Source organism: Enterococcus pallens ATCC BAA-351, from assembly GCF_000407485.1.
GTDB classification, from domain to species: Bacteria; Bacillota; Bacilli; order Lactobacillales; family Enterococcaceae; genus Enterococcus_A; species Enterococcus_A pallens.
This window is the reverse complement of sequence record NZ_ASWD01000003.1, coordinates 481925-501869: the sequence shown is the minus strand read 5'-3', so window position 1 is coordinate 501869 and position 19945 is coordinate 481925. Positions and strand designations below refer to the sequence as shown.

Annotated in this window: 15 protein-coding genes; all 15 read left to right on the top strand. The window is 33.8% G+C overall.

What is annotated here, in order from left to right; all coding sequences use genetic code 11:
* Window positions 1-10 precede the first annotated feature (10 nt).
* The 15 genes from rfbB (at window position 11) to I588_RS14860 (ending at window position 19903) form a co-directional block, all read left to right on the top strand.
* Window positions 11-1039: a dTDP-glucose 4,6-dehydratase gene (gene rfbB, locus I588_RS14930; RefSeq protein WP_010759592.1), complete on the top strand. Its 1029-nt coding sequence runs from the start codon at window positions 11-13 to the stop codon at window positions 1037-1039.
* Between the two features lie 50 nt (window positions 1040-1089).
* The gene (rfbD, locus tag I588_RS14925; RefSeq protein ID WP_010759591.1) at window positions 1090-1929 is read left to right on the top strand and encodes a dTDP-4-dehydrorhamnose reductase; all 840 of its coding nucleotides are present in this window, start codon (window positions 1090-1092) and stop codon (window positions 1927-1929) included.
* A 21-nt stretch (window positions 1930-1950) separates the two neighbouring features.
* Window positions 1951-2817, top strand: coding sequence for a glycosyltransferase (locus I588_RS14920; protein ID WP_010759590.1), 867 nt, complete (start codon window positions 1951-1953; stop codon window positions 2815-2817).
* Window positions 2789-4885 carry a DUF7657 domain-containing protein gene (locus I588_RS14915; protein ID WP_010759589.1) on the top strand — a complete coding sequence of 699 codons (2097 nt, stop codon included), beginning with the start codon at window positions 2789-2791 and terminating at the stop codon, window positions 4883-4885. Before I588_RS14920 ends, I588_RS14915 begins: the two co-directional genes overlap by 29 nt.
* 21 nt (window positions 4886-4906) lie before the next feature.
* Complete coding sequence (locus tag I588_RS14910) at window positions 4907-6157, top strand: EpaQ family protein (RefSeq protein WP_010759588.1); 1251 nt, start codon at window positions 4907-4909, stop codon at window positions 6155-6157.
* A 165-nt stretch (window positions 6158-6322) separates the two neighbouring features.
* Window positions 6323-7135 carry an ABC transporter permease gene (locus tag I588_RS14905; RefSeq protein ID WP_010759587.1) on the top strand — a complete coding sequence of 271 codons (813 nt, stop codon included), beginning with the start codon at window positions 6323-6325 and terminating at the stop codon, window positions 7133-7135.
* A 13-nt stretch (window positions 7136-7148) separates the two neighbouring features.
* The gene (locus tag I588_RS14900) at window positions 7149-8354 is read left to right on the top strand and encodes an ABC transporter ATP-binding protein (protein ID WP_010759586.1); all 1206 of its coding nucleotides are present in this window, start codon (window positions 7149-7151) and stop codon (window positions 8352-8354) included.
* A 2-nt stretch (window positions 8355-8356) separates the two neighbouring features.
* Complete coding sequence (locus I588_RS14895; RefSeq protein WP_010759585.1) at window positions 8357-11539, top strand: glycosyltransferase; 3183 nt, start codon at window positions 8357-8359, stop codon at window positions 11537-11539.
* Between the two features lie 5 nt (window positions 11540-11544).
* On the top strand, window positions 11545-13707 hold the full coding sequence (locus I588_RS14890) for a glycosyltransferase family 2 protein (protein WP_010759584.1): 2163 nt from the start codon (window positions 11545-11547) through the stop codon (window positions 13705-13707).
* A 124-nt stretch (window positions 13708-13831) separates the two neighbouring features.
* Window positions 13832-15220, top strand: a complete 1389-nt coding sequence (locus I588_RS14885) for a sugar transferase (RefSeq protein WP_010759583.1) — start codon at window positions 13832-13834, stop codon at window positions 15218-15220.
* A 12-nt stretch (window positions 15221-15232) separates the two neighbouring features.
* Window positions 15233-16273 carry a glycosyltransferase family A protein gene (locus I588_RS14880; protein ID WP_010759582.1) on the top strand — a complete coding sequence of 347 codons (1041 nt, stop codon included), beginning with the start codon at window positions 15233-15235 and terminating at the stop codon, window positions 16271-16273.
* Between the two features lie 13 nt (window positions 16274-16286).
* Window positions 16287-17162, top strand: a complete 876-nt coding sequence (locus I588_RS14875; protein ID WP_010759581.1) for a LicD family protein — start codon at window positions 16287-16289, stop codon at window positions 17160-17162.
* Window positions 17159-17860: an IspD/TarI family cytidylyltransferase gene (locus I588_RS14870; RefSeq protein ID WP_010759580.1), complete on the top strand. Its 702-nt coding sequence runs from the start codon at window positions 17159-17161 to the stop codon at window positions 17858-17860. The genes I588_RS14875 and I588_RS14870 overlap by 4 nt, the downstream gene beginning before the upstream one ends.
* A gap of 10 nt (window positions 17861-17870) precedes the next feature.
* Window positions 17871-18926 (top strand): NAD-dependent epimerase/dehydratase family protein, encoded by a 1056-nt coding sequence (locus I588_RS14865; RefSeq protein ID WP_010759579.1) that lies wholly within the window; start codon window positions 17871-17873, stop codon window positions 18924-18926.
* Window positions 18926-19903: a glycosyltransferase family 2 protein gene (locus tag I588_RS14860; RefSeq protein WP_010759578.1), complete on the top strand. Its 978-nt coding sequence runs from the start codon at window positions 18926-18928 to the stop codon at window positions 19901-19903. The genes I588_RS14865 and I588_RS14860 overlap by 1 nt, the downstream gene beginning before the upstream one ends.
* Window positions 19904-19945: the final 42 nt, after the last annotated feature.

The window sequence follows — 19945 nt, the reverse complement described above, 5'->3', positions numbered from 1 at the left end:
AGACAATCAAATGAAAAAGATAATTGTGACTGGCGGAGCTGGTTTTATTGGTTCTAACTTTGTTCATTACGTTGTAAAACATCACCCTGAGGTTCACGTGACTGTTTTAGACAAGCTAACTTATGCAGGAAATAAGGAAAACCTGAATGGGTTACCAGAAGATCGAGTGAAACTAGTTGTAGGAGACATTGCAGACGCTGAATTAGTAAATAAATTAGTTCAAGAGACTGATGCTGTTGTTCATTATGCAGCTGAATCACATAATGATAATTCATTAAAGGATCCTTTTCCTTTCGTGCAAACCAACATCATTGGAACCTATACTTTGATTGAAGCTTGCCGCAAGTATAAGGTTCGTTATCACCATGTATCAACAGACGAAGTTTATGGTGATTTGCCATTACGGGAAGATTTACCTGGACATGGTGAAGGTGAAGGAGAAAAATTTACGGATCAAACTCCGTACAATCCTTCAAGCCCTTATTCATCAACAAAAGCAGGATCAGATTTGTTAGTCAAGGCATGGGTTCGCTCATTCAACTTACAAGCAACTATTTCTAATTGTTCTAATAACTATGGTCCTTATCAGCATATTGAAAAATTCATTCCTCGTCAGATTACAAACGTTTTAAGCGGCATTCGTCCTAAACTTTACGGAGACGGAAAGAACGTAAGAGATTGGATTCATACTAATGATCATTCTTCTGCTGTCTGGGCTATTTTGACTAAAGGCAAGATTGGTGAAACTTATCTGATCGGTGCCGACGGGGAAGAAGACAATAAATCTGTAATGGAACTGATTTTAGAGTTAATGGACCAACCTAAAGATGCTTACGATCATGTAAATGATCGTCCAGGACATGATTTGCGCTACGCAATCGATTCGACAAAATTACGACAAGGATTAGGCTGGACTCCAGAGTTCACTAATTTCCGCGACGGATTAGCTGATACGATTAACTGGTACAAAGACAATCGCGATTGGTGGGAGGCAGAAAAACAAGCTGTTGAAGCCAATTATGCAAAAAACGGTCAATAATTCTAAAGGCAGGGAGACCTGCCTTTTTTGGAGAAAAGGAGAGATACTCAATGATCTTGTTAACAGGCGGTAACGGACAGTTAGGAACTGAGTTAAGAAAGCTTTTAGATGAAAAAGGTTGGGAATATGTTTCCACAGATGCTGATGTTTTAGATATTACGGATGCTGAGAAAACCATGGCATATATAAATGATTTGAAACCGGAATTGATTTATCATTGTGCAGCTTATACAGCTGTTGATAAGGCTGAAGATGAAGGTAAAGAATTAGATGAGAAAATCAATGTAGGTGGTACAAGAAACGTTGCCAAAGCAGCTAAAGCTGCAGGTTCTAAATTAGTGTACATCAGCACTGATTATGTTTTTGATGGCACCAGAAAAAACGGCATGTATCAAGTAGATGATATTACGAATCCACAAAGTGAATATGGTCGAACTAAACTTTTAGGGGAACAAGCAGTACAAGAAATAATGGATGATTATTATATTATTCGTACTTCTTGGGTGTTTGGGATCTATGGTCATAATTTTGTTTATACGATGCAGCGTTTGGCTGAAACACACAAGCAGTTGACAGTAGTAAATGATCAATATGGTCGCCCAACATGGACACGTACATTGGCAGAGTTTATGACTTTTGTAATTGAAAATGAAGCGCCAGTTGGCATATACCATTTGTCCAATGAAAATAGTTGTTCATGGTTTGAATTTGCCAAAGAAATTCTAAAAGATACTGATGTAGAAGTATTGCCGGTTACTTCTGAAGAATATCCTCAGAAGGCAAAACGCCCACAATACTCAGTTATGGATTTAAGCAAAGCCAAAGATTTAGGTTTTATCATTCCAACTTGGGAAGAAGCTTTAGAACAATTTCTTAAGTTAGAAAAGTAATGAAGAAAAGAGGAAAAGGATTTGTTTGATATTGTGATTGTATTGTACCAATTAAAAGCAGCGGATTCTTTAACAATACAAACCTTACAGCAAATCCTTACCTTTAATAATTTACCTGAATTGCGACAAATTTTTGTTTTTGACAATAGTTCGATGGAAGATACACCAGTTTTTACAGATGAGCGGTTCACTTATCGATTTGCTGAAGGTAATCAAGGGTTGGCAAAAGCTTACAATTATGTATGGCCTAAAAGTCTTATGGCAGGCTGTCGTTGGCTAATTACTCTGGATCAAGATACTCAATTGACCAACGAGTATTTTATAGCGGTAATTAACGAAATAAAAAAAGCAAATGAACATGTCGCTGTTATTGCACCAATTATTTACGATAAGACACAACAAATTTCACCAGTAAGAAATGACACGTTGCGTCCTTTACATACCTCTCTGCCTATGGGAGGAGAAACATATCGCAATCAAGTGATGGTAATTAATTCCGCCGCTGTGGTTTCATTAAGATTTTTACAACAAATTGTTGGTTACAACGAAGTTTTTTCATTAGATTATTTAGATCACTGGCTTTGCTGGAAAGTTTATCAAGAAAAAGAGCAAATAAAAATCTTGCAAGAAGCTTTACACCATCAATTATCTGTTCTTGACTATAAGGGTAGTATGAATGTAGCCAGATATGAGCAAATACTAACAGCTGAAAGTCGATTCTATACAGAGTACGAGGATGGGATGGTTTCGGAATACAAGAGGCAACTATTATTACGAAGTGCTAAACAAATTTTTAAGGGGCTTTTCTCCTATGCTGGAAAAACCTTATTACAGTATAAAATGATTTTGGGGGAAAAAAATGGAGACCAGACTGCAACAAAGAAGTAGAGAAAGAGTGAGAGAAAAAAGAGAAGGAATTTTGACGAAAATAGTGAATTTTATTGTACGATTTCGCTATTTAATCGGATTAGTTTTTCTTATTCTCATTGTTGCTTTCAATTTAAACGGTAGTTCAATTGGTGAATGGGACAATACTGTTTCTCAAAGAGATGATGGTAAAAAAACAGATGTAATTTTTGGTCAAAGTCGGGCAATTCGCTCAGACGAATGGATGGTTCAAACGCCTTTTTATCTATCTCAAGCAGAGTCTGATTTTTCAGTGGTGAATCCAAACTACGGATTATCAGGTCAGAATATGATTATCGCTTATAATTCGCCAGTAAAAGATATTACTCAAATTGGAAAACCTTTCAACTGGGGGTTCTTTTTCTTAGATAAGGATCGTGCACTATCCTTTTATTGGGGTTTTAAGATAATTTTTATGATACTTTTAGGTTTCGAATTGTCAATGATTTTAACCAAAAAGAATAAATATCTTTCATTGTTAGGCTCACTGATGATAGCATTCTCACCAGCAGTTCAATGGTGGTTTATGCAGCATGTTGGAGATTTAATATTCTTTACTTTAGGTTTAATGGTAGCTTTTTATCATTATTTTGAAAATCATCATAAGAAGATTTTACGAAGTTTAATGATGCTTCTAATTGTAATTTTTGGAATTGGCTTCGTGTTAGTATTGTATCCAGCCCATCAAGTAATTTTGGCTTACTTAGTTTTGTTTTGGTTTATTGGACTGTTGATACATTATCGTAAAAAAATTAATTGGGACAGACTGGATTTGCTTCTAATCGCAGGAGCATTGTTGTTCATTGGTTATGTTTTATTCCACTTTTACCAAGAGTCAAAAGACGCACTTGATGCTACAATGAATACACTTTATCCTGGTCGGCGTGTATCAACTGGTGGAGGATTAAAGCTATGGCAAATGCTGCTATTTTTAACCAATTGGAAAACACCTTTTTCAAATGGTATTGATATTGCAAACGAAGCTGAGGTAGCGGGATTCTTTAATTTGTATGTATTGATAGTTCCTTTCATGCTTATTGTTTTATTTAAAAAAGAACTCAGGAAAGAAAACTATTTAGGCTTGAATCTTCTGAGCTTTTCCTTGGCTTTGTTAGCCTTTATGGTTTTTGGATTGTCAGAAAATTTAGCAAAAGCAACTTTATTATCATATGTGCCAACCACACGTGCCATATTCACCTTCAATTTCGTTGCTTTGTTGTTAACTATTTGGTTTATTGGTTTTATTTTTGATCAGAAACGTTTGCCTCGATGGCTTAGAGGAGTAATTGTACTTGTCTCAGGTATTTCTATTTACGCAGGATTAGTCAATTCACCTGTGATGAAATATTTCAACTTCTTTGACCTGATTGCAACTACTGCAGTTGTCGCTTTAATTATATGGTTCATCTTAGCTCGAAAGAAGAAGATAGCCAGCCTGTTAATGCTAATTTGTACGATAGCTTGTGGCTTCTTCGTAAATCCAGTCGTTCATGGAACCGGAGCAATTTATGAAAAGACCCTAGCAAAAGCAATTATGAAACAGAATCAAGAAGACCCAGGACAACTTTGGATAGCTGAAAATCGTTTATACAATTTTCTACCTGCACTAGGAGTAAAGACTTATAATACTGTTCGTTTTTATCCCGATATGAAGATGTGGAAAGACGTTGATCCGGAAAAGACAAATGAAAAAGTTTATAATCGATACGCTCATATTGATGCATATGTTACTGATAGAGACACTGTTTTTAAACTAACAAATCCGGATGCTTTTGTTGTAGAAATAAATTTTAATCCTCTTAAGGAACTCGGTGTAAAATATGTGGTTAGTAAAAGACCTTTGGAAGGATACAATGCTGGTAATTATGCCCATTTTAATCGGATTTATGGTCCTGAAAAGGGTAAATGGCAAATTTTTGAAGTGAGTTTTCCTGAAGATTCATCAGCTTCTAATACAGATACTCCATCAACTATTGCTGATTCAGGCTCCAGTTTACCTAATCCGACTGAAAATAATTTGCCGGTAAATCCATACAATTATTATCAATAAGAGAATTAAAAGGAGAGAAAAATGCGAGATAGAGATACAAATGTTTTAAATACGATTAGCCTTTTCATTCTTTTTGTAATGATTAGTGCCTGCTATTTTCTCTGGACACGCGGTATTGGCACTCAGCCAATGCTTGACTTGTACACTGGCATGGTCCGTTATGTAACATACGGTGCAATTGCTGTACTACTATTGAATATTTATCGATTAAGTATTGCTGACTGGGTTTGGGTGATATTAGCAGTTGTCAGTGTTCCATTTTATTCTCAGTTTTCTGATTTACGTGGAGCAGGTTTCTTTCAGAATGTGATACCTGCATTAATCATAATCGTAGTTATTGATTTTAAAATTGTCTATTTTACTAAGTGGATCCGGGCATTACTGGGAGGAATTATATTAGTTATCCTATTGATTACCATGTATCGCATTTTTACAGAGATGCCACCACCATCTGAGGGGAATTCTATTTGGGCACCAACGAACAAATTAAAAGAGATTTGGATTAATACGAACACAATTGGGGCGTCTGTCATGACAGCAAGTTTTCTATCTGTTTGTTTATTCAAATCTTTAAGAATGGGTTGGAGTGATTGGATTGTATATCCTATTTACTTGTTAGGACTGGTTGGTACTTGGGTAGTACAATCTAAAGCTTCATTTGCCGCAACAGTGTGTTTTGTCATTTTAGATGTGTTCCCCGAAAATGCTAAAGAAAAATTAAAATACTTTTACGGAGGTATTTATACAGTCTTTCTAACAACTATTTTTCCGATTTCTTATTTTGTTGCTTTTTCTGACGAGGTGAATATTTTTACTGGTAGAGAAGAAATATGGCGAGAATTTTATGAGAAATTATTTGAAACAAGTCAACAAGTTTTAGTTGGCATGTATCCTTTTACTTTTCATAGAGGTAATGAAGTATTAGGCTATCATAATAGCTATAACTCGATTCTAGGTCAGTATGGGATTATTGGTTTAATTTTGGTTAGCTTATTCATTTTATATATTGTATGGTCCGTTATTTTCAAAAGAGATTTTGAAGTCGTTCGTTATAGTTTTTTAATTGCTTTTTTTGGTATTTTACTTCAATCTACTATGGAGGATACACTTAACGCCGGTTTTTGGATTCCATTGACTTTTAGTTTGTTGGGTTTAGCTGGGCAACAATCATTTGAGGATGAAGAATATGAGTATGATTATTACTATGATTATCAAGAATTCTACGATACAAATAGTGAGCAAATCAGAAGTCGTAGTTCACGCCATAAATAATCTTAAGAATAAGCTTAGATATTCCTAATATCTAAGCTTATTCTTTTAGGTAAACTTGCTTTTAAACTTTGAATTCTGTAGAATAAGACCGTTAATCAACTTAGAAACTTGTACGAGTTGAATATTGAGACAATAAGAAAATTTAGTGTAATGAAGGGAAATACGATGATTAAAGATTTAATTAGCTTTTTTAAAGAGATCTATAGTAACCGAGTGCTTTTAAAACAATTTTCAGTTAATGATTTCAAAGCGAGATATGCTGGATCAGCATTTGGTATTTTTTGGGCCTTTGCCAATCCAATTGTAATGGTATTAACTTATTGGTTTGTATTCGGTGTGGGCTTCAAAGCGGCTATGACTGATGGCAAATACCCATTTATAGTTTTTCTATTAACTGGTTTAGTTCCTTGGCTTTACTTTTCTGAAGTACTGGGAGCTGCGACAAATGTTTTTCGTGAATATAGTTATCTAGTGAAAAAAGTTGTGTTTAACATTCGCATACTTCCTAGTGTGAAATTATTTTCGAATCTATATATGCATGCTTTTTTTATTGTAATTGCTTTTATAGTGGCAATTTTTAACCATGCGATGCCTAGTTTATATACTATCCAAATTTTTTACTATTTGTTTTGTATGATGATGTTCTTAACCGGGCTCACTTGGATTACTTCATCTATTCAGCCATTTTTCCCAGATATTAATCAATTTATTGGTGTAATTATGCAAGCATTGATGTGGGGAACACCGGTACTATGGAGTATTAACCAATTTCAGGCTCATCCAACGATTCAATTTATCTTGAAATTAAATCCTATGTTTTATGTTGTTCAAGGATATAGAGATGCTTTTTTCAGTGAACAATGGTTTTGGGAAAAACCGTTGTTATCCATTTATTTTTGGGTGATTACATTGATTTTACTAGTTATCGGCAGTGTGGTATTTAAGCGCCTGAAACCACATTTTTCTGACGTATTATAAGGAGACAAAACCTATGACAGAAACAGTTATCCAAATCAAGCATTTAACAAAGAAATATGATATGTATCAAAAACCGTCAGATCGGTTAAAAGAGGCTCTGAGTCCAACTAGAAAGACTTATCATGACGTTTTTTATGCGTTAAATGATGTCAACGTAGAAGTGAAAAAAGGGGAAATGATTGGGTTTATAGGAGAAAACGGTTCGGGAAAATCTACTATTTTAAAAATAATTACAGGAGTACTATCCCCTTCAGCTGGTGAAATTAATATTACGGGAAATATATCGGCGTTATTGGAGCTTGGTTCAGGGTTTAATCCGGAATATAGCGGTTATGAGAATATTTTTCTTAATGGTATGGTATTAGGTTTTTCGCGTGAAGAAATGGAGACGAAAGTAGATGATATCATTAATTTTGCTGATATCGGAGACCATTTGTATCAGCCTGTAAAAACTTATTCGAGTGGGATGTTTGTCAGATTGGCTTTTGCAGTAGCTATAAATGTAGATCCTGACATTTTAATTGTTGACGAAGCGCTGGCTGTTGGAGATTTGGAATTCCAGCTCAAATGCATGGAAAAATTCACCGAGTTTAGGAATGCTGGGAAAACTGTTCTATTTGTCTCTCATGACGTAAATGCGGTACGACGATTCTGTGATCGGGTATATTGGTTGAAAGATGGCGTGGTGCGCGCAGAAGGCGACACAATGGAAATTACAGAAGAGTACGAAAACTTTTTGAAGAAGAAATCGTTGAAAAGTATTGACCGTGAGGCTTCTTCATCCGAAGAGTTTTCCGCTTACGATATTGTAGAGGTTATGTCTGCTGAGTTATTAGATGAAAATTTGAATCCTCTGGAAATTATTGAGCAAGATAGTAAAGTGGTTGTAAAAGTAATCTATAATGTAAAAGATGATTCTATTAAACGTCCAGTTTTAGGTGTAGCTATTCGTACAGTAGACAATCAATATGTTTGTGGTTTGAATACATTGTTAGATAAAGAAAGTATTCCTTGGGAAAAAGGAGAGAATGTTTACTATCTGGAATATGAGAAAATGGCTTTGCTAGGTGGAGAATACTATTTTGACGTGGCTATTTTTGAAGAAAATGCAACGGTCCCATTGGTTTATAAAACACGATACCTAACCATGTTTATTACAGGGAAATACGTTGGTGAAGGTATTGTTGTCTTAGATCACACATGGAAGGAAAGTATATAACCATGAAATATGATTTTGATCTAACTCTTGATGAACAGACAAGTGTAGGAAAAATAATCAGTCAAATAAGTGAAAACAGTCGTGTTTTAGAATTTGGTCCAGGCAATGGTCGGATGACAGATTATTTGATCAATGAAAAAAAATGTGAAGTATCAATTATAGAATTTGATACGGTTCTCTATGACCATGTAATGGGTTTTGCTCAAAATGGTTTTTTAGGCAATATTGAGGAATATAAATGGGTAGACTATTTTGCAGGTCAAAAATTTGATTACATTATTTTTGCAGATGTCTTAGAACATCTGACGAATTCTGAAGAAGCATTACGTCAAGCACGGCACTTTTTAGCTAAAGATGGCGAAATCTTAATCACTTTTCCTAATATTGCTCATAATTCTGTTCTTATTGAGTTGTTTAACAACAAATTGGATTGGAAGCAATATGGCCTGTTAGACAGAACTCACAACAGCTTTTACACTCAAAGTGGTTTTTATGATCTGTTTGACCGATTAGATCTTCATGTTAGAAAAGAAGATTATACGTATGCTCAAGTGGGTCAAAATGAAATAGAAGCATCTTACGATCAGTTGCCAGCATCAGTTCGTTATTCATTTAGAAATCGTCCATTTGGTGAAGTGTATCAGTATTTTTTTGCATTGAGAAAAGAAGCTGTAGATGCTATAACGTGTGAAGCTCCTATTAATTCAAATTACAATAAACAAATTCAGTTGGCGTATTTAGTTGATAACTCTTTTGAAATGGAACCCTTTATATTAAACAATAACGATGGAGAAAACAAAGTGACTGTTCATAAGGCACCTTCTGCTACAGAAAGTCTTAGAATTGTTATTGGTAAACTTCCAGCAATAGTAAGGCTGTCAGTCGTTTGTGAAAATAAATTATTAACCATTCAAGAAACGAATGCTAATTGGTTTAAAGATGATGTCTTTATGTTTAATCTGATTGAAGAAGAACCATATATTATTATTTCTGGTAAAGATATTGCGAATAAAGAATACACTTTATCTATAGAAATTCTTGATGAAGAACAAGGATCAATAGTAGATCAAGAATTATTCAATGATCTATATGAAACAAAAAAAATGCAACGATTACTTAAGCGAAAACTTGTTTACTATAATGAATATAATTATCAATTGTCAAAAATTCCTTACAAAAAACCAGAGGAATATCAAGAAGATATTCGCATAAATATAGAAACTGTAGAAAATAATGAAACCGATAAACAAGTTGTCGTCAAAGGATGGGGATTTTCTTTAAGCGATCAAAAGCAGTTAGAATTTTTGCTGGCTGAAAAAACGAACAGTTATCAAATAACTCGCCTATTGAGACCAGATGTAAATGAGGCTTTTGATCTTTGTCCAAATGAAAAGTACGGTTTCATATTAACAGTTGAGAATCTCCAGTTAGAGGATACAATTAAATTATTATTAGTGTCAGCTACAGATAATGTTTATCCAGTGATTGTAAGTATGCCTAAAGAAAATACTACACCTTTTATTAAAAAGGTTCGTCGCATTTTAGGATCAGTAAAGCGTGAAGGCATCTCCAAAGCCTATAAAAATTATCAGCATCGGAAATCTATTAGTATAAATTATGATGCTTGGATTGAGAAAGAAGAAGTAGCTTTCAAAGAAAGTTTGTTACAGGAAACTCAACACCTGAATTTTGAACCTAAAATTTCACTAGTTGTTCCAGTCTATAATGTAGATGAAAAATGGTTGCGGGCATGTGTAGGGTCGTTAACTAATCAAGTTTATAAAAATTGGGAGCTTTGCTTAGCAGACGATGCCTCCCCTAAAGCACATATCAAACCATTGCTACAAGAATTAAGTGCTGCAGATGAAAGAGTTAAGGTTGTTTTTCGTGAACAAAACGGACATATTTCTGAAGCAACTAACTCAGCCATCGAAGTAGCAACTGGAGAATATATCGGATTTTTAGATAATGATGATATTTTGTCTGAAACGGCTCTTTTAGAGGTAGTTAAGGCAATTAATGAGGACTCCAACATTGACTTCATTTATACAGATGAAGACAAATTATCAATGAGCGGTAAACGTTTTGATCCATTCTTTAAATCTAATTGGAATGAAACCTTACTTCTTGGGCACAATTACATTACTCATTTTGTAGTGGTTAAACGATCAATCATTGAAAAGGTTGGTGGGTTACGCACAGAATTTAACGGAAGCCAAGACTATGATTTTGTTCTCAGAGCCACAGAAGCCGCACAGAAGATTCATCATATTCCTAGAATTTTGTATCATTGGAGAACGATTGAGACATCCGTAGCTATGGATCCTCAGAGTAAAGAATACGCTTATGTGGCTGGTCAGAAAGCAATTGAAGCGGCGCTAGAGCGGCGAGACTTGTTTGGTAAAGTATCTATGACAAAAAACTATGGGGCTTATAAAATTGATTTTACCTATAAAAAAGATGATAAAGTCTCTATCGTATACACCAAGCCTCTGAAAGAAAAGCAAGTACTTATGAATTTATTGGAAACGACAGATTGGCAGGACTACGAAATACTACTATTTAAAGGAAATGGCCTTGCTATAGAGGATGAGCATATCCGATATGTAGATGCAAAAAACTTAAATGAACTTGCGGAAGCTGCATTAGGCGAATATATAGTATTTATGTCACCAGATGAATACCCGTCTTCCAAAAATTGGTTGAATGAAGCTATGAATTTTGTTCGTTTACCTGAGGTAGGACTTGTTTCTGGAAAAGTTATTAGTACTCAAGATGCAATATTAAATTGTGGTGTACTCATTAAGCCAGATGATCATACAATTTACTATGAGCAGCAAGGATTATCTAATAAAACAATTGGAACATATTTCCGTCCGGCATTGCCTAGAGAAATCTATACGGCTACTGAAGATTGTTTAATCATTGCAAAAAGTGATTTTCAGGAACTTAATGGTTTCGATCTATCTTTAAGTGACCAAATCCGCGGTGTGGATTTAAGTATCCGAACATATCAGGACTTAAATAGAAAACATATTTTTGATCCTTATTTTGAAGTTATCTGTGAACAGACTAAACGCTTTTCATTACCTAGCGGTGTTTTTGCTGAATTAGAGTCAAAATATTCTATGGAATCTCTAAAGGATCCTTATCTTAATAGTAACCAATTTAGTATAGGAGGATAGATGATATGTCAGGAGAAAAAATTCTTGTTTGTATAGACAGCAGCGAATATCTTCCAAAACAAAAGAAAACAATTATTAAGGGTTGGACACTTGGAGAAAATAGTAAAACTGTTCCAAACATTCATATTGATTCAGATAATGTTATTGATTATTCTTTGAGTTTTCATAATCGTTCTGATGTTGCTGCAGTTCACAAAACAAGTGCGACTTTGCAAATGGGTTTTTTGTTGGAGATAATGATGGAGAATTCAAATCAACAGATTCCCATTACGTTTTCGATAAATGACAATAGCGTAATCGAAATGATTGATCCTAAGAAAAACTTAAATGGTGATACTGCCAAAATAAATCAGTTTGAATTGTTTTATAGAAAAGTCCGAAAAGGATTAGGTTACTTAAAACGTAATGGTTTAAAAAGTACTCTGCGAAGAGTGAAACTTGAACAGAGTAAGCAGAATGATGAGAGTTACCAGCAATGGATTGATGAAAATGAGCAATGGAGTTCATCCTTAATTGAAAAGGAAATCGCAGCATATGATTATAAGCCGCTTATTTCTATTCTAATGCCTGTTTACAATGTAGAAGAAAAATGGTTGGTTAAGTGTATTGAATCCGTTCAAAATCAATTTTATTCAAACTGGGAATTATGTATTGCAGATGATTGTTCAACCGATGCTGCTGTTCGTCCATTACTTGAAAAATTTCGAGAGTCAGATAAAAGAATTAAAGTAGTTTATCGCAAAGAAAATGGACATATTTCTCGGGCAACAAATTCAGCGCTAGAAATTGCTACAGGTGAGTTTGTTGCTTTGCTTGATAATGATGACGAGTTGGCGCCTATTGCGTTATACGAAGTAGTCAAATGTCTCAATATAAATCCAGATTTGGATTTGATCTATAGTGATGAAGATAAAATTGATATGTCAGGTAAACGATTCGATCCAGCTTTTAAACCTGACTGGTCTCCTGATTTATTACTAGGAACTAACTACATCTCTCATTTAGGTGTATATCGACGCTCCATCATGGATGAGATTGAAGGATTTCGTGTAGGATATGAAGGCTCCCAAGACTATGACTTAGTTCTTCGATTTACTGAAAAAACTACTTCAAAGAGAATTGCACATATTCCACGGATACTATATTATTGGCGTATATTACCAAGTTCTACAGCAGCCGATCAATCAACTAAAGGTTATGCTTTTGATGCAGGATTAAAAGCCGTCCAAGATGCAATAAACCGCAGAGGAATCAAAGCAAAGGTAACCCACGCTGCAGGTAATGGATTATACGATGTAAACTATTCAATTTTAAATGAAGAAATGGTCAGTGTGATTATACCCACTAGAAATGGCTATGATGATGTTAAAAGATGTGTAGATTCTATCGTTGCTAAAACAACATATCCGAACTATGAGATAATCATCGCCGATAATGGAAGCGATCAACCGCAAATGCAAGATCTTTATAGCAATTACAAAAGACAATTAAACGATCGTTTTATTGTAGAGTCAATAGACATTCCATTTAACTATTCTCGCATTAATAACTTGGCAGCGAAGAAAGCTAAAGGGAAATACTTACTTTTCTTGAATAATGATACAGAAGTTATCACACCAGAATGGATGACTAGAATGGTTTCCTTTGCACAGTTTGAACGAATTGGATGTGTGGGTGCAAAGCTTTATTATCCTAATAATACAATTCAGCATGCAGGAGTAATTTTGGGAATGGGTGGAGCTGCTGGACATGGTCATCATACTTTTCCAAGAGGTGATTTCGGCTATTTTGGTAAGCTTGAGATTAACGTGGATTACTTGGCTGTAACAGCTGCATGTATGATGATTAGAGCTAAAGATTTCTCAGAGTTGGGAGGTTTCAATGAAGAGCTCACAGTTGCTTTTAACGATGTAGACTTATGTTTACGCGAATATGAAAAAGGGCATAATAATGTTTGGCTGCATGGTGCTGAATTGTATCATTTTGAATCTCAATCAAGAGGCTATGAAAACACACCTGAAAAACTTGAACGCTTCGAAAAAGAAACTGCTTATATGGAGCAAACTTGGTCTAAATACATTGAGAATGATCCCTACTATAATCCCAATTTAACGAGGGTTGGCGGAGATTTTTCAGTGAGGATAAACAATGAAAAAGCAGTCGGATAGGCTGCTTTTTCAAATTTCGTTTCTTTCATTTTTATTACTTTTCTAGAGTTTTCTATTTTTTTAGCTACGACTGTGGTAAGATTGAAAATGGATTATTCTGGGAGATTAGGAGTGTAATTTATATATGAATAAAAGTGGCGAATGGGGTACAGCGCGTCGTATGTTCATAATCATGTTGGACGTTTTAATGTACAATTTATCTATCTATGCTAGCTTTTGGTTCAAGTTTGGCGGAGAAATACCGTTGAGAAATTTTCAAACGTTTGAAAGTTCTGCTGTGTTTATCTCCATTTTTTTTATTCTGTTAAACATGTTATTGGGAACGTACATATTTTATAATCGTATTAGCAGCGATATTATCTTCGTTACGGTTATCGGACAGATTTTAATGTCTCTGGGCATAATGATTATTACCTTTGCAGGAAGGTGGTTTGCTTTTCCAAGATCTGTCATTTTTTATTCCTTTTTAATAGGAGTACTTCTATTAAGTATTTATCGAATAACTGTCTATAAACTTTATATGAAATTGGGTTCAGATAAAAAGGTTGTTATTATAGGTTATGAAAAAGATGTAGCTCCAGCTGTGCAAAATTTTAGTACACATAAAAATAATAAACACAAAGTGAGTGCTGTAATTATCGGAAATTGCTATGAAAATCTAGTTAAGTTGATCGATGATACTGATATAGTTTACCTAGCTTCAAAATTGGAAGAAGCAGAAAAAATAAAAATCTATCAGTTAGTTACTCAAAAAGATAAGAAACTTTTTCTGAACACAACTTTCGAAAACTTGATCACTATCAATGCGAACATCATGAATTTTGAGGATGAGAGTATCATTGAATCTACTGGTTTTAATATTCAACCAGAGGATGCACTATTCAAGAGAATTTTTGATATTGTAGTTTCTTTAGTTTTACTGGTAGTTGCTTCACCGTTCATGTTGTTAACTGCAATTTTAGTCAAGATGACTTCGCCTGGACCAATTATCTATAAACAGATTCGAATTACTAAAGATCAAAAAGAATTTCCTATCTACAAGTTCCGTTCAATGTCTGTGACAGCGGAAGCAAAGTCTGGTCCAGTGTTAGCGAAAAGCAATGATGCTAGGGTCACTCCAGTAGGTAAGTTTATACGTGCTGTTCGTTTTGATGAGTTACCACAATTGGTCAATGTCTTAAAAGGGGATATGTCAATCATTGGACCACGTCCAGAACGACCTTACTTTGTAGATCAATTTAATGAAGAGAACCCTTATTATTATCTAAGACATAATGTCCGTGCGGGGATTACCGGGTATGCTCAGGTTTATGGGAAGTATGTTTCAGATTATAATAGTAAGTTGAAGTTTGATTTGCTTTATATCAAAAAGTATTCTTTGATGCTGGACATGAAAATTTTACTTCAAACGATTAAGATATTATTTGATAAGGTATCTTCGCAGGGAGTAGAAGAAGAAAATGCTGTTAATTTAAAATCTATAAACTTTCCCACCGAAAAGATATTAGGATAGCTGAGGTGTATCATGTCTGCTGTAGGATTTAGTATAATTATTCCAGTATATAATGCTGAATTAATCATTGACAAAACAATTGAATCTTTAAAAAAGCTAGATTATCAAAATTATGAGGTGATATTAGTTAATGATGGATCCACTGACAAAACAGAAGATATAATCAAGCAGTCTATTAATGGATATCATAAATTTCATTTAGTATCTACAACTAATAATGGCCCAGGTCCTGCTAGAAATATTGGTATAGCGAATGCTATTAATGAATATTTGCTATTCTTTGATGTAGATGATGTACCTAAAAAAACAATTTTAAAGGATTACAATGAGATCCATTCCAAACATACAGATATTGACTTGATCGTTAGTTCATTCACATATGTTACAAAAAAAAATAATGTAGTGGTTTCTAGTAAAGATTATATAGCGGATGAGCGCATTTATAGATCTAAGAACGAGTTTTTAGATGATCTGTATAGTTTGATGAATAAGCAGTTGATGTACGTTGTATGGAACAAATGCTACAAAAGTAAAATAGTCAAAGAGAACAGTATTTGTTTCAAAAATTATCGAAGTTGTGAAGATCGAATATTCAATCTAGAATATTTTAAAAAGTGTAACAAGAGTTTTATTAGTTCTAAAATAGAATATGTTTATGAGTTCGAAAGTGGCAAAGGGATAACAAATGATTATTCTATAAACAAATACCAAACTTTTAAAGAGTTTTATGAGTTAACAAATGAATTGACAAATGGAAGAAATAAATCAGGAACGGCCTCTCTATTTCTAAAAGGTGTCACCTCAGTAATTTTTTCAATTCTAAATAATAATGATCTGAGCAATGCTGAAAAAAAGGAAGAAATAAGTTCTTTGCTAAATGATTCTGCTACTGTTGAAGCAAAAAAAATAGCGATCACTGATACTAAATCAAAGTGGATGTTAAAGAAAATATATAATTTACCTACGTTTCTTTTTATTAAACTGATTAGTAGTGGGAACTTTATTGAACTAAAATTGCCTAGAATAATGTCTGCGTTAAAAAAAGTATATTGATTGGAAGTTGAATATGTTCAGTAAGGATATGACTTTGCAAAAGATACAAAAAGTGAGTTTAGAGAATGCTATATATTTCACTGAATTTTGTAAAAGAAATAATTTGCTATGCTATTTGTGTGGTGGTGGGGCTATCGGGGCTATAAGACACAAAGGATTTGTGCCTTGGGATGACGATCTTGATTTTTTTATGCCAAGAAAAGATTACGAAAAATTATTCAAATTATGGAAAGCGAATGAAAATGAGCAAAGGTATTTTTTATCAAAAACTAGCAAAGAGTACAATGATAAAAATTCCTTCATGACCCTAAGAGATAAAGAAACAACGTTTATTAAAACATATCAATCTAATTTAGATATAGTTCATGGAATACAAATAGACATATTTCCCTTGGATAATGCTCCTGAGAGTAAAATTCAAAGAAAATTCCAAAAAATGTGGGCACTAGTTTATGCACTATTTTGTAGTCAACAAATCCCTAAGAATCATGGAAAGCTTTTAGAAATAATAAGCAGTGTTCTTCTTAATATAGCTAAAGGTCCTAAAAGGAAATATTATATTTGGAGATATGCTGAAGGTAGAATGACAAAATATTCTCAGTCAAAGACTCAATACGTTACAGAACTTTGTGTGGGTCCCAAATATATGGGGAATATTTATCCCAAAATTGAGTTCTCAGAAGCAATATGGATGCCTTTTGAAGATACTAAATTACCTATTCCAATAGGGTATGATAAGTATCTTTCTAGAGTTTTTGGCGATTATATGACTATGCCTCCTGTAAACCAAAGAAAGTCACATCATGAAGCTGTATTTATTGATCCAGATAATTCATATCTTAAATATAAAGGAATCTATTATCTTAAAGAAGAGGGGGAAACAAAATGATTACGGGTTTAATTATTGCTGGTGGTGTGGGTAAAAGAATGGGACAGGACATTCCAAAACAGTTTATCACTGTCGAAGGAAAACCAATCATCATTTATACTTTGGAGTCATTTGAACATCATCCCTTAGTTGACCAGATATTAGTAGTTTGCAAATCTGGATGGGAAGAAACTTTATGGGGTTATATTCGAGAGTTTGATTTAAAAAAAATTCGTTGGATTATTGAAGGTGGATCAAAAGGGCAAGAATCTATAAATAATGGTGTTCAGTTCTTGAAGCAGCATGCTGATGAAGATGATACAATTATTATTCATGATGGAATCAGACCGCTAGTTGATGAAATAGTTCTATCTGATGTTATTGTCAAAAGTAAAAAATTTGGTAATGCTGTTACATCTCTTCCCTATAATGAGCAAATATTTGTAAAGGATACAGAAGAAACTACTAAACAATATATCGACAGAAACACGCTAAGACGAGTATCTACTCCTCAAGCATATCAATTTGGGAAACTTGCGTGGGCCTATGATAAAGCAGTAAGCGAAAATATAGGCATGTCAGATTCTTCTTACACAAATACTATGATGGTTGAACTTGGAGAAACGCTATATTTTGCTGCCGGGTCTGATAAAAATATAAAATTGACTACGACAGATGACTTAGAATTATTTAAAGCTTATTTGAAGATGAAAGATTAGGAGAGAGCTTTTGCTGATAAAAAATGATTTGTATCTTTCAGAATTGGATCTTATTAATAATGCTAGGAACGATTGGGAAAAGATTGATGGGCACTCTTTTCTCATTATAGGTGCTACTGGCATGATCGGATCGTATATGATTGATGTTCTAATGCAGCGTAACAGTACTATGCGTAGTAATATTCAAATTTATGCGATGAGTCGTAGCTTAGATAAAATGAAAAAAAGATTTGCTTCATATTTATCGACGCCGTTTTTCAATTTAGTCGAAGGAGACATCAAAGAACCTATCAATTTAAGTGAAAATGTAGATTATGTTTTACACGGGGCAAGCAATACTCATCCTAGAGCTTACTCTACAGATCCAATAGGAACTATCATGACAAATTTGAAGGGTACAGAAAATGTTTTGAATTACGCCGTGAAAAATAAGAACACTAGAGTTATGTTCCTATCGACAGTAGAAATATACGGCGAGAATCGTGGAGATGTTGAAAAGTTTGATGAAAATTATTGTGGTTACATTGATTGTAATACCTTAAGAGCTGGATACCCAGAGGGAAAAAGGGTAAGTGAAAGTTTATGTCAGGCATATATTGAAAAATATAATGTAGATGTTGTTATTCCTAGACTATGCCGTACTTTCGGACCAACAATGCTTTTAAATGATTCTAAAGCGTCTTCTCAGTTCATTATGAATGGTGTACGGAAAGAAAACATAGTTTTGAAAAGTAAAGGAGATCAATATTTCTCATATGCGTATGTTGGTGACGTGGTTTATGCACTACTTTTTCTTTTAAGCAGTGGAAAAACTGGAGAGGCATATAACATTGCTGTTAAAGAATTTGATTTACGATTAAATGAATTAGCAAAGATAATTGCTGATCAAAGTAAAACCCGAGTAGTTTTTGAACTTCCAGATGAAGAAGAACAAAAAGGGTACTCTAAAGCAAGTGTGGCAATACTCGAACCTAGCAAGATAAATAAAATTGGATGGAAAAGTTTATTTGGCTTAGAAGAAGCGATGAGTCATACAGTAGAAATTATGAAGGATGTAATGTCGTAATGTGCGAGATAAGTATAATAGTTCCAGTTTACAATGTCGAAAAATATTTACACAAGTGCGTAGATTCGATCTTAATACAAACTTTTACTGATTTTGAAGTAATTTTGGTAGATGATGGATCACTAGACAATTCTGGCCAAATCTGTGATGAATATGCTAAAAAAGACGATCGAGTTAAAGTTATTCATAAAAAAAACGGTGGTCTAAGTGATGCTAGAAATGCTGGAATTGATGTAGCTAAAGGTAAGTATCTAGGATTTGTTGACAGTGATGACTATATCGAAAGAGACATGTATGAGCTACTATATGAAAATATAGTAAAGGAAAAGGCTGATTTGTCGATTTGTGGTATCTATCATGTTTATGAAGGAAAAAATCCTGAAAAAAAGCAGGAAAAATATATGTTGCTTGATCGAAACGAAGCTATGTTGTTAATTTTTCATGGAAATCAGATATCTGATCACGCTGTAAATAAGCTTTATGCTAGATCAATTTTTGATACTTTGAGATATCCTATAGGAAAGTATCATGAAGATTCTTTTGCAATTGTTAGTATATTGGATAATTGTGAGAAAATAGTAGTTGATACAAAGCAAAAATATTATTATTATCATAGAAACGATAGCATAACAAGCCAAAAATTTTCCAAGAAACATTTAGAGTATATAATTGCTTGGGAAGAAAACGAAAAGAAAGTCAAAGGACGATCTCATGAATTAGACGAAGCTGCACATCAAAGAGTTTGTTTTGCGCATTTTTTAGTTTTGGATAAAATTTTGAGTAGCAATGTCGAAAATAAAGTTTCTGAAACCACAGAAATAGTGAGATATATTCGGAAAAATTATCTGTTCATCATGAACAACAAAATATTTACTAAATCGAGAAAAATAGCCTTGAATCTATTGATGATTCATTTGAAATTGTATAAGATTTTATCAATTGCAAAAAGTAACAAAGTAGATAGAAAATTTAGTTAGTTCTAGCGTGATTTAACCTTTAAAGTTTTATTTTGAAAGAAA